The following is a 14371-nucleotide window of genomic DNA, read 5'->3' as shown; positions in this document are numbered from 1 at the left end:
TGGGTCCATGCCTGTGCTCGACCCGAACCCTCAGAACGGTCAGAAGAAGCTCCTCGGCGTCTTCGGCGCGATGCTCGCGATCGGTGTGGTGATCGCCATCGTCGCCACGATCGCCTCCCCGTGACCCCGCCGCGCGGACCGCGCGCCGTGCCGCCGGTCCGCGCCTGACCCGCCCGCCCCCGCCCGACGCGGTCGCGGGGGTGGGGTTGTCCCCCCGTCCCCTAGGGGGCGTTCCCAGGGACATATGGGGGGATCACCCCATGGGCCGCCGCCCGGCGCCTGCGTAGCGTGGAACCACCACGCTCCACGGACCCCGCGACGACCACGGAGGCGGCCATGCCGGCCCGTACACCCGCCCGACGCCACGCGCCCGCCCCCGCCGCGGCCACCACCCCCGCGCACGCCGGGGCCGTCGCGCCTGCGCGGGCCGCCGCCACCGCGCGCACGCGCGCCGGGGCCGTCGCCGCCGCGCCCGCCGCCTCGAAGGCGGCCACCGGGGCGGGCGCCCGGCTGCCGTGGTGGGCGATAGCCCTCCCCGCCGCCGCGTTCACGGCGCTGTTCCTGCTCCACACCACGGCGCAGCCGCCCGCGCCGGAGGGGCGCCCCGCCGTCGGCCGGTTCCTCGAACAAGTCCGCCACACCGTCGCGCCGTAGCCGCCGCGTCCGGGGTCGCCCGCGCGGTCCGGACGCGCCCGCGCCCCCGCCGCCCCGGCCCCTCACCCGCGCCGGGCGAACGCTCCAACACCCTGCGCCAGAAGGTCCGTTTCGTGCGAAGCTGGGGACATGAGCGTCGATACACCTCGCAGGATCGTGCTACTCCGGCACGCGAAGGCCGACTGGTCCCAGGACGCGGACCACGAGCGTCCGCTGGCCGACCGGGGCCGCCAGGAGGCGCCCCTCGCCGGCCGTCGGCTCGCGAGCGCCGGCATCACCCCCGACCTGACCCTGTGCTCGACCGCCGTACGCACCCGCGAGACGTGGAAGCTGGTGGTCTCCGAGCTGCCCCAGCGGCCCAGGACCGTCTACGACGAGCGGATCTACGAAGCCTCACTCGGCGAGCTGATCGCCCTGCTCAACGAGACCCCCGAGGACGTCGACGACCTCCTCGTCGTCGGGCACAACCCCGGTATCCACGCCCTCGCGGACGCCCTCGCCGGTGAGGCCGAGGGCGACATCCTGCCCCGGATGAACCGCAGCGGCTTCCCGACCTCCGCCCTCGCCGTCCTCACGTTCGACGGCGAGTGGAAGTCCGTGGAGCACGGCGTCGCCAGGCTGGTCGACTTCTGGGCGCCCCACGCGTGAGCCGCGCGTGACCCCGGCCCGACCGCGCGCGGCGGGCGGGTAGGCCGACGGCCCGGACACCACGGTGTCCGGGCCGTCGCACGTCCCCGGCCCGTCCGGCCGGGCGCCGGTCAGGCGGGCTCGGCCACGTCCGCCGCCTCGACCTCCTCGCGGGTGATGCCCAGCAGGTAAAGCACGGTGTCCAGGAACGGCACGTTGACCGCCGTGTCGGCGGCGCGGCGGACCACCGGCTTCGCGTTGAAGGCCACGCCCAGGCCCGCGGCGTTCAGCATGTCGAGGTCGTTCGCGCCGTCCCCGATCGCCACCGTCTGCGCCAGCGGCACACCGGCCTCCACCGCGAACCGGCGCAGCAGCCGCGCCTTCCCGGCCCGGTCCACGACCTCGCCGGTCACCCGGCCGGTCAGCTTCCCGTCGACGATCTCCAGCGTGTTGGCGGAGGCGAAGTCCAGGCCCAGCCGCACCTTCAGGTCGTCCGTGACCTGCGTGAACCCGCCGGAGACGACCCCCACCTGGTAGCCGAGTCGTTTCAGCGTACGGATCAGGGTGCGGGCGCCCGGCGTGAGCCGCACCTCGGCGCGCACCTTGTCCACGACCGACTCGTCCAGGCCCTCCAGCAGCGCCACCCGCGCGTGCAGCGACTGCTCGAAGTCCAGCTCGCCCCGCATCGCCGAGGCCGTGATCTCCGCGACCTTGTCCTCGCACCCGGCGTGCGCGGCGAACAGCTCGATGACCTCGTCCTGGATGAGCGTCGAGTCGACGTCCATGACCACCAGCCGCTGCGCCCGGCGGTGCAGCCCGGCCGACACCACGGCGACGTCCACGCCCAGCTCGTGGGCCTCGGTGGCGAGCGCGGTCCGCAGCGGCTCGGTCTCCACGCCGGACACGGCGAACTCCACCGCCGTCACGGGGTACTTGGCCAGGCGGAAGATGCGGTCGATGTTGCCGCCGGCGCGGGTGATGGTGGCCGCTATGGCCGCGGAGTTCTCCGCGGTCAGCGGGTTGCCGAGGACGGTCACATGGGAACGGCCGTGACCGCGGGGCCGGTTGTCGCCCGTACCGGAGATGATCTCCGCCTGGAGCTTCAGGGACTCGGCCCAGCTGTGGACGGTGGCCCGCAGTTCGCCCTCCGTGCTGACCGTCGGCTCCGTGACGAGCGCGCACAGGACGATACGGCCGCGCGTGACGACCTGCTCGATGTCGACGACGTCGACGGAGAACGCGGCAAGGGTGTCGAACAGCCCGGCGGTGATGCCGGGGCGGTCCTTCCCGAAGATCTGCACAAGAAGGGTGGGGACGTCTGAGGTCTGTGATGCGCTCATGGTCCCTCCACCGTATCCGCCCGGCCGCACGCCCACCGCCCCTGTCCCGCCCTGCGGACATCGCGTCCCGCGCGGACCCCCGAACCGCCCGGCGTCAGGGGCGAACCACAGCCATGAGGCTTACGTCCGTGGTGGAATCATGTCTTCACACCGCCCGACTTTCGGATCGGGGACCCGGCCTGAAATAGTTCCTCCTCGATGTTCGCCATCCCTAGACTCCCAGCGACGGGGGTACCTCGGGGGACAACTACGTGGGGCATGGAGTGCCGGAACTCGTACTGGAACTGAACGGAAGGACCTGGACCCTCGATCCGTCCAGGTCGTACACCCTCGGGCGCGACCCGCAGGGTGACGTGGTGATCGACGACGCACGGGTCTCGTGGCGGCACGCCACGGTGAGCTGGGGCGGCCGGAGTTGGGTCATCGAAGACCACGGCTCCACCAACGGCACCTATGTGCAGGGCCAGCGGATCCACCAGCTGGAGATCGGGCCCGGTGCCACCGTGCACCTGGGCAACGCCACCGACGGCCCCCGGCTGGACTTCACCGGCGCCGCCGCGCCCGCCGCCGACGCCGCGCCCGCCGGCGCGTACCAGGCGCCGCAGGCACAGCAGCCCTGGCCCGGCCAGCCGGCACCCGCCGCCCAGACCCCCCAGCAGCCGCAGCAGCACCACCAGCCGCAGCCGCACCAGCCGCAACAGCACCACCAGGAGCTCCAGAAGACCCACCAGCCGCCCCAGCAGGCCCACCACCAGCAGCCCGCCTGGCAGCAGAACCAGCAGCAGGCCCCGCACCAGCAGATCCCGCACCAGCAGGGCGCCGCCGCACCCCGCCAGGCACCGGCCGCACCCGCGCACGCCGGGGACCGCAGCCCCACCACCTTCCACCAGCTGGCCCTGGGCCGCGTCATGCGCATCGGCCGCGCGCTCGAGAACGAACTGGTCGTCTCCGACCTCCAGGTCTCGCGCCACCACGCCGAGTTCACCGCGCACCCCGACGGCCGCTTCGAACTGCGCGACCTCGGCTCGCACAACGGCACGTACGTCAACGGCCAGCCGATCGCCAAGTCCGGCACCGTCCTCATCGGCCCGAACGACATCGTCGGCGTCGGCCACTCGACGTTCCGGATCGTCGGCGACCGCCTGGAGGAGTTCGTCGACACCGGCGAGGTCTCCTTCTCCGCCCGCCACCTCACGGTCACCGTCGACGGCGGCAAGCAGATCCTGAAGGACGTCTCCTTCGGCGTGCCCGAGAAGTCGCTGATCGGCGTCATCGGCCCCTCCGGCTCCGGCAAGTCGACGCTCCTGAAGGCGCTCACCGGCTACCGCCCCGCCGACCAGGGCGACGTCCTCTACGACAACCGCAGCCTGTACAAGCAGTTCGCCGAGCTGCGCCAGCGCATCGGCCTGGTCCCGCAGGACGACATCCTGCACAAGGAGCTGACCGTCCAGAAGGCGCTGCGGTACGCGGCCAAGCTCCGCTTCCCCGGCGACACCGCCGCGGCCGAGCGCGAGGCCCGCATCGACGAGGTCCTGCGCGAGCTGAAGCTCGACATCCACAAGGAGAAGAAGGTCACCTCCCTCTCCGGTGGCCAGCGCAAGCGCGTCTCCGTCGCCCTGGAGCTGCTGACCAAGCCGTCCCTGATCTTCCTGGACGAGCCGACCTCCGGCCTCGACCCGGGCATGGACCGCGACGTGATGCAGCTGCTGCGGGGCCTGGCCGACGACGGCCGCACGGTCCTCGTCGTCACCCACTCCGTCGCCGAGCTGGGGCTGTGCGACAAGCTGCTGGTGATGGCGCCGGGCGGTTCCGTCGCCTACTTCGGCCCGCCCGAGGAGGCGCTGAACTTCTTCGGGTACGAGTCGTGGGCGGACGTCTTCTCCGCGTTCGAGAACTACCGCGACTACGACTGGGCCGGCCGCTGGAAGGGCTCCCAGCACTACCAGCTGTACGCGGCGGACATCGACGCCGTCGCCGCGCAGCCGGTCCAGATGCCGGTGCAGTCCGCCGCCCGGCCGCCCAAGCCGCAGAGCTGGGGCGCCCAGCTGTGGACCCTGATCCGCCGGTACGTCTCCGTGATCGCCTCCGACCGGGGCTTCCTCGCCCTGATGGTCATCCTCCCGGCGGTCCTCGGAGCGGTCTCCGTGGTCATCCCGGCCGACTTCGGCCTGGCCCCGCCGACCCCGCCGTCCCGGTTCAACGGCGACGCCGGCACGATCATGCTCATCCTCGCGGTCGGCATGTGCTTCTCGGGCGCGGCCAACTCCGTACGAGAGCTGATCAAGGAACGGGTGATCTACGAACGGGAACGCGCCACCGGCCTGTCCCGCTCGGCGTACCTGATGTCCAAGGTGATCGTCCTCGGCCTCATCACGGCCTTCCAGGGCGTCATCATCTGCGCCATCGGCTTCACCCCGCGCGAGCTGCCCGCCGAGGGCCTGATCATGCCGCCCGCCGTCGAGCTGTGCGTCGTCGTCATCGCGCTCGGCCTGACCTCGATGATGGTCGGCCTGGTCATCTCCTCCCTGGTGAAGACCGCGGAGAAGACCATGCCGCTGCTGGTGATGTTCGCGATCGTCCAGGTCGTCTTCACCGGCATCCTGTTCAAGGTGTACGGCTCGCCCGGCCTGGAGCAGTTCGCCTGGCTCATGCCGTCCCGCTGGGCCATCGCCGGCGCGGGCTCCACGCTCGACCTGGCGCACCTCATGCCGCCGTGGGACCACAAGAACCCCACCGACCTGGACCCGCTGTGGGAGAGCACGGCCGGCCAGTGGGCGATGAACGTGTCGGTCCTGCTCGTCATGGCCCTCGCCCTCGGCTTCGTCGTGGCGCGCCTGCTGCGCCGCCACGAGCCGGAGGTCATGCGCAAGTGACCCGCGCCGCGCGCGCGTGAAGGGCGGCACCCCCGCGGGGGTGCCGCCCTTGTGCGTGCCAGGCGGGATCAGTAGGCGCTGTTCACGTTGTCCATCGAGCCGTACCGGTCCGCGGCGTAGTTGCACGCGGCGACGATGTTGGCGACCGGGTCCCACTGGCTCTTCTTGGTGCCGGGGACGTGGTACGCGTCGAACGTCGGCTTGATGACCTGGAGCAGGCCGATCGACGGGACGCCGTTGCGGGCGTTGATGTCCCAGTTGTTGATCGCGTTCGGGTTGCCGCTGGACTCCCGCATGATGTTGCGGTGGATGCCCTCGTAGGTACCCGGGATGTTGTGCTTCTTCATGATGTGCAGCGCCTCGCGGATCCAGCCGTCGAGGTTGTTCGCGAAGACCGGCGTGCGCGCGGCGGCGCGGCTCGCGGCGGCCTTGGCGGCGGCGCGCTCCTTGGCGGCGGCCTCCGCCTTCGCCTTGGCCTGGGCGGCGGCCTTCGCCTGGGCGGCGGCCTTGGCCTTGGCGGCCTTAGCCTTCGCGGCGGCCTGCGCCTTCACCTTGGCGGCGGCCTCGGCCTTCGCCTTCGCCTCGGTGGCGGCCTGCAGCTCGAACGCCGACTTCTGCCCGGCGATGCCGGCCTGCAGTTCCGCGGTCCGGTAGCCGCTCCACGCGGCGGCCGGGGCGGCGGCCACCTCCTTGACCTCCGCCTCGGCCGAGGCGTCGCTCGGGACCAGGGAGAAGGACACGGCGGCGGCGGCGACGGCGGCCACGCCGGCGAGGGACAGCTTGTGGTTCTTCTTGAGACGGCTGAGACCAGGAGTACTGGACGGGGACATACAGTCGTACCTCTTCGAATCGCGGGAGTCGCACGCCGGGGCGGCGTTGCGCCTGGCTTGGCGGGCGACGCCAGCAATTCTTAGCGGCCGCAAAAACCCGTGGCAAAGGTGTGACGTACGACCCGGGGTAGTGGATCAGCGGCCGGTCCCCGACCTCTCAGCCGCCCCACCACACGCGCCCGACCAGCACTGATCGGCCCGGGTACGGCTCCACTACGGAGTTTCGTACGTGATCTGGGCCCTATGCGCGGCCTCACACCGGCACTCCGCCGACCTCACCGCCTGTTGCGCAAGCAATGCGTTGCGTAAGGCGCATTTCCGGGCATCCGCGGGCATCGGGGAGCATCCGGCGGAGGGCCTACGCCCCGCGACCCAGACACCGCCGCCCACAGGCGGATACGGGCCGTCACTCCGCGTCGGTACGGTGAACGCATGACCGACCGACCCCGCTCCGGCCTCGCCGCGGTGAGCACGGCCCTGCTGGAGATGAGCCGGCAGCTGGAGGTCCGCGACGTCCTCAAGACGATCGTGGCCTCCGCCCGCGACCTGCTCGACGCCGAGTACGCCGCCCTCGGCGTCCCCGACGACCACGGCGGCTTCGCCCAGTTCGTCGTCGACGGCGTCAGCGACGAGCAGTGGAAGGCCATCGGCCCGCTGCCCCGGCAGCACGGCATCCTCGCCGCCATGCTCCACAGCGAGCGGCCCGAGCGCCTCGCCGACGTCCGCGAGGACCCCCGCTTCGAGGGCTGGCCCAGCACCCACCCCGACATGTCGGACTTCCTCGGCCTGCCGGTCCGCGACGGCGACGAGACGATCGCCGCCCTGTTCCTCGCCAACAAGCGCTGCCCCTCACCCGACGGCGGCTGCGGCTTCACCGCCGAGGACGAGGAACTGCTGGGCATCCTCGCCCAGCACGCCGCGATCGCCCTCACCAACGCCCGCCTCTACGAGCGCAGCCGCGAGCTGACCATCGCCGAGGAGCGCTCCCGCCTCGCCCACGAGCTGCACGACGCCGTCAGCCAGAAGCTGTTCTCCCTGCGCCTGACCGCCCAGGCCGCCGCCGCCCTGGTCGACCGCGACCCCGCCCGCGCCAAGGGCGAGCTCCAGCAGGTCGCCGCCCTCGCCGCCGAGGCCGCCGATGAGCTCCGCGCCGCCGTCGTGGAGCTGCGCCCCGCCGCCCTCGACGAGGACGGCCTCGTCCACACCCTCCGCAGCCACGTCCAGGTGCTTGACCGCGCGCACACCGCCCGCGTCACCTTCGACGGCGGCGGCATACGGGCCCTGCCCGCCGCCCAGGAGGAGGCGCTCCTCCGCGTCGCCCAGGAGGCGCTGCACAACGCCCTGCGCCACTCCGGCGCCGGCGAGGTCGCCGTACGCCTCGCCCGCCACGGCCAGGGCGCCCGCCTCACCGTCACCGACGACGGCAAGGGCTTCGACCCGCGCGCCGTCCGCCGCGCCGGCCGCCACCTGGGACTCGTGTCCATGCGCGACCGGGCGAGCGGCGTCGGCGGCGCGCTCACCGTGCACTCGGCGCCCGGTGAGGGCACCACGATCGAGATGGAGGTCCCCGGTGGCTGACCACGAGACCGGCAGCGCCGCGCGAGCGGGGGAGGGCCGCGCCATCCGCGTCCTCCTCGTCGACGACCACCAGGTCGTCCGCCGCGGACTGCGCACCTTCCTGGAGGTCCAGGACGACATCGAGGTCGTCGGCGAGGCCGCCGACGGCTCCGAGGGCGTCGCCCGCACGGAGGAGCTGCGCCCCGACGTCGTCCTCATGGACGTGAAGATGCCCGGCACGGACGGCATCGAGGCCTTGCGCAGACTGCGGGACCTGGGCAACCCGGCGAAGGTCCTGATCGTCACCAGCTTCACCGAGCAGCGCACGGTCGTCCCCGCCCTGCGCGCCGGCGCCGCCGGATACGTCTACAAGGACATCGACCCGGACGCCCTCGCCGGAGCCATCCGCTCCGTCCACGCCGGCCACGTCCTGCTCCAGCCCGAGGTGGCCGGGGCGCTGCTCAGCCAGGAGGAGGGGAACGGCGGCTCCGGCGGCCGCGGCGGCACCCTCACGGAACGGGAGCGCGAGGTCCTCGGCCTGATCGCCGACGGCCGCTCCAACCGCGAGATCGCCCGCGCCCTGGTCCTCTCCGAGAAGACGGTGAAGACCCATGTCTCCAACATCCTCATGAAGCTGGACCTGGCCGACCGTACCCAGGCGGCCCTCTGGGCGGTCCGCCACAACCTCACCACCTGACCGCGCACCGGGGGCCGGGGCGGCACGCCACCCTCCCGGCCCCCGGCTCCGCCCCGCCCCCGGCCCACACCCCAGCGAGCCCCGGCACCACCGCACCGCCCCGGCCGCCCCCGCCCCGCCGGCCGCCGCCCCCGCCCGTTCAGGGCCTCCCGCGCTCCCGCTCCTCCACGTACGCGTTGAACGCCGCCACCTGCGCACGCCGCGCCACCCGCTCCACCGGCCGCAGCGCCTCCGCGCGCGCCGCCATCTCCGACGCGCTCACCGCGCCCCCGTGCCCGTTCTCGTACGCCAGCGACACCAGCAGCGCCACCCGCCGCGCCAGCTCCAGCACCCGCACCGCCCGCGGCGGATACCCCGGCGCCAGCAGCTCACCCCCCGCGTGCGCCCTCGCCCGGTACGCGTCCAGCGCCGCCTCCGCCACCGGACCCGAGGCCGCCACGTTCAGCCGCGTCAGCACCACCGTCGCCTCCCGCAGCGCCTCCGCCAGCTCCCGCTCCGCCTCGCCCAGCGACGGCACGTCCGCCGGCGGCGCCTCCCGCACCGGCAGGCACCGCCACACCACCTCCACGTGCACGTCCCCCGCCGGACCGGCCTCGCTCACCTCCGGTACGAGCCCGAGCCCCGCCCCGTGCCCGACGGCGGCCTCCTCCGCCTCCAGCGCCCGCGCGTTGAACTCCGGCGGACCGCTCAGCCCCAGCGGATGCCCCGGAGCGGGCAGCGCCACCCGCCACCCCGTGACGCCCAGGGACCGCAGCCGCCCCAGCGCCAGCGTCAGCCCCACGGGCCCCGGCTCACCCGGCAGCCCCTCCACCCGGTGCAGCGCGTCGTCGCCGACGATCGCGCCCGCCGCCTCGTCGGGCGACACCAACCCGGCCAGCAGGGCGTTCCCCCATGCGGCCAACCGTCCTGAACGTGGTTCCGAAAGCATGGTCCCCAGCCTAGGGAGTGCCCCACGGGTACGGGTCCCACCACAGGTGGCGTAGGTTTTCCCTGGGAGCCTGCGCCCGCCGCCCACCGCGGCGACCGCGCGCGTACCGACGACGAAGCAACGACCGCAAGGGGAGACAACGCGCTCATGAGCGATGTACTGGAGCTGGTGGACGTATCCGTGGTCCGCGACGGACGCGCTCTGGTGGACGAGGTCTCCTGGTCGGTCAAGGAGGGCCAGCGCTGGGCCATCCTCGGCCCGAACGGCGCGGGCAAGACCACCCTCCTGAACGTCGCCTCCACCTACCTCTTCCCCACCCGCGGCACCGCCCGCGTCCTCGGCGACCAGCTCGGCAAGGTCGACGTCTTCGACCTGCGCCCCCCGCGTCAGCATGGCCGGCATCGCCATGGCCGAGAAGCTCCCCAAGGGCCAGAGCGTCCTCCAGACCGTCCTCACCGCCGCGTACGGCATGACCGCCACCTGGCGCGAGGACTACGACGCCGTGGACGAGGACCGCGCCCGCGCCTTCCTCGACCGCCTCGGCATGTCCGGATTCCTCGACCGCAAGTTCGGCACCCTCTCCGAGGGCGAGCGCAAGCGGACCCTCATCGCCCGCGCCCTGATGACCGACCCCGAGCTGCTCCTCCTCGACGAGCCGGCCGCCGGCCTCGACCTCGGCGGCCGCGAGGACCTCGTCCGCCGCCTCGGCCGCCTCGCCCGCGACCCGCACGCCCCCTCCATGATCATGGTCACCCACCATGTCGAGGAGATCCCGCCGGGCTTCACCCATGTCCTGATGATCCGCCAGGGCAAGGTGCTCGCCGCCGGCCCCGTGGAGACCGAACTCACCTCCAGGAACCTCAGCCACTGCTTCGGCCTGCCCCTCGTCGTCGAGCGCGTCGGCGACCGCTACACCGCCCAGGGCCTCCCCCTCGGCTGACCCGCCCCCACCCGTCCACCCCGGAGGGCCCCGCCGGCGGGCCCTCCGGCGCCCTGTCCCCGACGCCCCCGCGCACCTACCATGACGACGTGGACATCGACGCATGGGTCTGGTGGCTGATCGCGGCGGTGGGGCTGGGCATCCCGCTCGTCATCACCGCGATGCCCGAATTCGGCATGTTCTCCGTCGGGGCGGTCGCGGGCGCCCTCACCGCGGGACTCGGCTTCGGAGTGGTGGCCCAGGTCATCGTCTTCGTCGTCGTCTCCGTCGCGCTCCTCGCCGTCGTACGGCCCATCGCGGCCAGACACCGCGCGGGCCAACCCGCCCACGCCACCGGCGTGGACGCCCTGAAAGGCCGTCAGGCCGTCGTGGTGGAACGGGTCGACGGCTCCGGCGGACGCGTCAAGCTCGCGGGAGAGATCTGGTCCGCCCGCTCCTACAGCCCCGACCAGGTCTTCGAACCGGGCCGCCAGGTGGACGTCGTCGACATCGACGGAGCGACCGCACTCGTCCTGTGACGAGACGTCAACAACCGCCGTACAAAAGCCATTCACCAGCAGAACCGGCCGAACCGCCGACACGACCGCCCGCCGTCTGGGAAAATCGATCACCGACAACAACCGGCAGCGAAGGGCACGGAGAGCACGATGCCATCAGTCATCATCGTTCTGGTCATTCTGGTGGTGCTTGTCTTCATCGCCCTGATCAAAACGATCCAGGTGATCCCCCAGGCAAGCGCCGCCATCGTCGAGCGCTTCGGCCGCTACACCCGCACCCTCAACGCGGGCCTCAACATCGTCGTCCCGTTCATCGACACCATCCGCAACCGCATCGACCTGCGCGAACAGGTCGTCCCCTTCCCGCCCCAGCCGGTCATCACCCAGGACAACCTGGTCGTCAACATCGACACCGTCATCTACTACCAGGTGACCGACGCCCGAGCCGCCACCTACGAGGTCGCCAGCTACATCCAGGCCATCGAGCAGCTCACCGTCACCACCCTGCGCAACATCATCGGCGGCATGGACCTGGAGCGCACCCTCACCTCCCGCGAGGAGATCAACGCCGCCCTCCGCGGCGTCCTCGACGAGGCCACCGGCAAGTGGGGCATCCGCGTCAACCGCGTCGAGCTGAAGGCCATCGAGCCGCCCACCTCCATCCAGGACTCGATGGAGAAGCAGATGCGCGCCGAACGGGACAAGCGCGCCGCCATCCTCACCGCCGAAGGCGTCCGCCAGTCCCAGATCCTCACCGCCGAGGGCGAGAAGCAGTCCGCCATCCTCCGCGCCGAGGGCGAGGCCAAGGCCGCGGCCCTGCGCGCCGAGGGCGAGGCCCAGGCGGTCCGCACCGTCTTCGAGGCCATCCACGCCGGCGACCCCGACCAAAAGCTCCTCTCCTACCAGTACCTCCAGATGCTCCCGAAGATCGCCGAAGGCGACGCCAACAAGCTCTGGATCGTCCCCAGCGAGATCGGCGACGCCCTCAAGGGCCTCTCCGGCGCCTTCGGCAACCTCGGCAACGGCGCCCCCGGCTTCGACACCTCCGCCAAGGAGCAGCGCCGGGAGAACCCGCCCGTCGACTGACCCGGCCCCCGGCGCACCGCCCACCCACCGGACCCCTGTCGACTCACCCCCGTGCCCTCGTGCATGATCGGTTCATCCACCACCGATCCGCACGGGGGCACAGTGACGTACTGGGAGATGCTCGCCGTCTTCGCGGCCGGCATCGGCGCGGGCACCATCAACACGATCGTCGGCTCGGGCACGCTCATCACGTTCCCCGTCCTCCTGGCCACCGGCCTCCCGCCGGTCACCGCCACGGTCTCCAACGCCCTCGGCCTGATCCCCGGCTCCATCAGCGGAGCCATCGGCTACCGCGCCGAACTCAAGGGCCAGCGCGACCGCGTCCTGCGCCTGTCGATCGCCGCCGCCATCGGCGGCCTCTGCGGCGCCGTCCTCCTGACCGTCCTGCCCTCCACGGCCTTCGAGACGATCGTCCCCGTCCTCGTCGCCCTCGCCCTGGTCCTGGTCGTCTTCCAGCCGCGCATCACCCGCGCCGTCCAGGCCCGCCGCGAACGCGACGGCGCCACCGACGCCCCCCGCCACGGCGGCCCCCTCCTCTTCACCGGCATGCTCCTCGCCAGCGTCTACGGCGGGTACTTCACCGCGGCCCAGGGGATCATCTACCTCTCCCTCATGGGCATGCTCATCGACGACAGCCTCCAGCGCCTCAACGCCACCAAGAACATCCTCGCCGCCGTCGTCAACACCATCGCCGCCCTGTTCTTCGTCTTCGCCGCCGACTTCGACTGGACCGCCGTCGCCCTCATCGCCGTCGGCTCCACCATCGGAGGCCAGCTCGGCGCCCGCGTCGGCCGCCGCCTCCCCGCCAAGGTGCTGCGCGCCCTGATCGTCGCCATCGGCAGCGCCGCGATCATCCAGCTCGCCGTCCGGTGAACGACGGGAGCCCGCCCCCGGCGAACCGGGAACGGGCTCCCTCCCCACACGGCCAGGCACTCACGCGGCGGCCGCCTCCGGACGCTGCGCCGTCAGCCACTCGGGCAGCTCCGCCCGCTCACCCGCCCGCAGCGACAGCAGCATCGCGTCCGCCGGGCTCGGCACGAACGGCCGGTGCAGCAGCGGCATCCCCGCCTCCTCCGGCGTGCGGTCCGCCTTGCGGTGGTTGTCCTCCGCGCACGACGCCACCGTGTTCAGCCAGCTGTCCGCACCCCCCTGCGACCGCGGTACGACGTGGTCCACCGTCGTCGCCCGCCGCCCGCAGTACGCGCACCGGTGCCGGTCCCGCGCCAGCACCCCCCGCCGCGACCACGGCGCGTGTCTTCGGAACGGCACCCGTACGTACCGGCACAACCGGATCACCTGGGGGACGGGCAGCTCCATCGCGGCGGCCCTCAGCCGGAGCCCCGGATGCGCCTGCTCCACGACGGCCTTGTCCTGCAGCACCAGCACCACCGCCCGGTGCAGCGACACCGTCGACAGCGGCTCGAAGCTCGCGTTGAGAACCAGCGTGTCCCGCATTGCGCCCACCTCCGTGTGCCGGCCGTCCCCCTGACGTGCCTGGACCAACTCTGTCGGGGCGGCACCGAACGGGACAACGCAATATCCGCGGAACGAAAAATGCCCGCCCCCGGCCTCGTACGGGCCAGGAGCGGGCGAACGGCGGGCGAACTCTCAGCCCTCCGCGGGTGTCTCGTACTCCCCGATCAGCTGTGCGCGCGCCAGCGTGTGGAAGCGCAGGTTGAAGCCGACGACCGCCGGCGACGCCCCGTCGTCCGGCCCCAGCTTCTCCTGGTCCACCGCGTACACGGTGAACACATACCTGTGCGGGCCGTCCCCGGCCGGCGGCGCGGCACCGCCGAAGTCCCGCGTCCCGTAGTCGTTGCGGACGTGCATCGCGCCCTCGGGCAGCCCCTCGAACTTCCCGCCGCCCGCGCCCGCCGGCAGCTCCGTCACCGACGCCGGGATGTCGAACAGCACCCAGTGCCAGAAGCCGCTGCCGGTCGGCGCGTCGGGATCGAAGCACGTCACGGCGAAGCTCTTCGTCTCCGCCGGGAAACCCTCCCACCGCAGATGCGGCGACGTGTTGCCCTTCGCGTACACCTGCGCGTCCGCCAGCACACCGCCCGGCGCCACGTCGTCGCTCACCACCGTGAACGACGGCACCTCCGGGTGGAAGTCGTGGGGGAGCGGCGGCCTCTTCGCCTCGGCCACGTCAGAACCTCCGATCGCTTCGGAACGTCACAACCTCGAACGTCGAAACCCGAGCCTAGAGCCAGTTGCGGCGCCCGCCGACATCGGCGAGCCACTGGTTCAGGTACGCCGCCCAGTCGGTGCTCCGGTAGTCGTCCAGCCCCACCACGAACGCCCGGTACGAGTCGCTGCCCTCGGCGAACAGCCCGCCCTTC

15 protein-coding genes and 1 pseudogene (1 of these 16 running past the window's edge) are annotated in these 14371 nt (G+C 72.5%); 10 read left to right on the top strand and 6 right to left on the bottom strand.

What is annotated here, in order from left to right; translation table 11 throughout:
• The first annotated feature begins 7 nt into the window (after positions 1-7).
• The 3 genes from ACSUPT_RS05560 to ACSUPT_RS05550 all read left to right on the top strand — a co-directional run bounded on the left by ACSUPT_RS05560 (position 8) and on the right by ACSUPT_RS05550 (position 1302).
• Positions 8-124, top strand: coding sequence for an SGM_5486 family transporter-associated protein (locus ACSUPT_RS05560; protein WP_351965505.1), 117 nt, complete (start codon positions 8-10; stop codon positions 122-124).
• Between the two features lie 212 nt (positions 125-336).
• On the top strand, positions 337-654 hold the full coding sequence (locus tag ACSUPT_RS05555) for a hypothetical protein (protein ID WP_436943565.1): 318 nt from the start codon (positions 337-339) through the stop codon (positions 652-654).
• A gap of 129 nt (positions 655-783) precedes the next feature.
• Positions 784-1302: a SixA phosphatase family protein gene (locus tag ACSUPT_RS05550; RefSeq protein WP_351965507.1), complete on the top strand. Its 519-nt coding sequence runs from the start codon at positions 784-786 to the stop codon at positions 1300-1302.
• Positions 1303-1412: 110 nt separating this feature from the next.
• Here the strand turns inward: ACSUPT_RS05550 and serB are convergent, their stop codons facing one another.
• Positions 1413-2621: a phosphoserine phosphatase SerB gene (gene serB, locus ACSUPT_RS05545; protein ID WP_436943563.1), complete on the bottom strand. Its 1209-nt coding sequence runs from the start codon at positions 2619-2621 to the stop codon at positions 1413-1415.
• Between the two features lie 263 nt (positions 2622-2884).
• Between serB and ACSUPT_RS05540 the strand changes: the two genes are divergently transcribed.
• A complete protein-coding gene (locus tag ACSUPT_RS05540) occupies positions 2885-5494 on the top strand; it encodes an FHA domain-containing protein (RefSeq protein ID WP_436943561.1) in 2610 nt (869 codons plus the stop codon).
• Between the two features lie 68 nt (positions 5495-5562).
• Here the strand turns inward: ACSUPT_RS05540 and ACSUPT_RS05535 are convergent, their stop codons facing one another.
• Complete coding sequence (locus tag ACSUPT_RS05535; protein ID WP_436943559.1) at positions 5563-6324, bottom strand: transglycosylase SLT domain-containing protein; 762 nt, start codon at positions 6322-6324, stop codon at positions 5563-5565.
• A 432-nt stretch (positions 6325-6756) separates the two neighbouring features.
• Here ACSUPT_RS05535 and ACSUPT_RS05530 point away from each other — a divergent pair, with 432 nt between their 5' ends.
• Both ACSUPT_RS05530 and ACSUPT_RS05525 read left to right on the top strand, forming a co-directional pair.
• Positions 6757-7902 (top strand): GAF domain-containing sensor histidine kinase, encoded by a 1146-nt coding sequence (locus ACSUPT_RS05530; RefSeq protein ID WP_351965511.1) that lies wholly within the window; start codon positions 6757-6759, stop codon positions 7900-7902.
• Entirely contained in the window at positions 7895-8578 is a 684-nt protein-coding gene (locus tag ACSUPT_RS05525; protein ID WP_351965512.1) for a response regulator transcription factor, read from the top strand. Before ACSUPT_RS05530 ends, ACSUPT_RS05525 begins: the two co-directional genes overlap by 8 nt.
• A gap of 139 nt (positions 8579-8717) precedes the next feature.
• Here the strand turns inward: ACSUPT_RS05525 and ACSUPT_RS05520 are convergent, their stop codons facing one another.
• Entirely contained in the window at positions 8718-9506 is a 789-nt protein-coding gene (locus tag ACSUPT_RS05520) for a hypothetical protein (protein ID WP_351965513.1), read from the bottom strand.
• A gap of 147 nt (positions 9507-9653) precedes the next feature.
• Here ACSUPT_RS05520 and ACSUPT_RS05515 point away from each other — a divergent pair.
• The 4 genes and pseudogenes from ACSUPT_RS05515 to ACSUPT_RS05500 all read left to right on the top strand — a co-directional run bounded on the left by ACSUPT_RS05515 (position 9654) and on the right by ACSUPT_RS05500 (position 12902).
• Positions 9654-10446 (top strand): annotated as a pseudogene (locus tag ACSUPT_RS05515) (ABC transporter ATP-binding protein).
• Between the two features lie 89 nt (positions 10447-10535).
• Entirely contained in the window at positions 10536-10964 is a 429-nt protein-coding gene (locus ACSUPT_RS05510; protein ID WP_351965515.1) for an NfeD family protein, read from the top strand.
• Between the two features lie 129 nt (positions 10965-11093).
• Entirely contained in the window at positions 11094-12029 is a 936-nt protein-coding gene (locus ACSUPT_RS05505) for an SPFH domain-containing protein (protein WP_351965516.1), read from the top strand.
• Between the two features lie 102 nt (positions 12030-12131).
• A complete protein-coding gene (locus ACSUPT_RS05500; protein WP_436946174.1) occupies positions 12132-12902 on the top strand; it encodes a sulfite exporter TauE/SafE family protein in 771 nt (256 codons plus the stop codon).
• A gap of 60 nt (positions 12903-12962) precedes the next feature.
• Here the strand turns inward: ACSUPT_RS05500 and ACSUPT_RS05495 are convergent, their stop codons facing one another.
• The 3 genes from ACSUPT_RS05495 to ACSUPT_RS05485 all read right to left on the bottom strand — a co-directional run.
• Positions 12963-13484, bottom strand: coding sequence for an HNH endonuclease (locus tag ACSUPT_RS05495; protein ID WP_351965517.1), 522 nt, complete (start codon positions 13482-13484; stop codon positions 12963-12965).
• A gap of 153 nt (positions 13485-13637) precedes the next feature.
• Positions 13638-14177 (bottom strand): YbhB/YbcL family Raf kinase inhibitor-like protein, encoded by a 540-nt coding sequence (locus ACSUPT_RS05490; protein WP_403500748.1) that lies wholly within the window; start codon positions 14175-14177, stop codon positions 13638-13640.
• 55 nt (positions 14178-14232) lie between these two features.
• On the bottom strand, positions 14233-14371 hold the 3' portion of the coding sequence (locus ACSUPT_RS05485) for a sporulation protein (RefSeq protein ID WP_351965519.1). Its footprint extends 644 nt past the window's final position; only the last 139 of its 783 coding nucleotides appear in the window; its start codon lies beyond the right edge, outside the window; it ends in the stop codon at positions 14233-14235.

The organism is Streptomyces sp. SudanB25_2051 (genome assembly GCF_964272635.1).
Lineage (GTDB): Bacteria > Actinomycetota > Actinomycetes > Streptomycetales > Streptomycetaceae > Streptomyces.
Note: the sequence above shows the minus strand (reverse complement) of the source record. Positions and strands in the feature narration are given on the sequence as shown.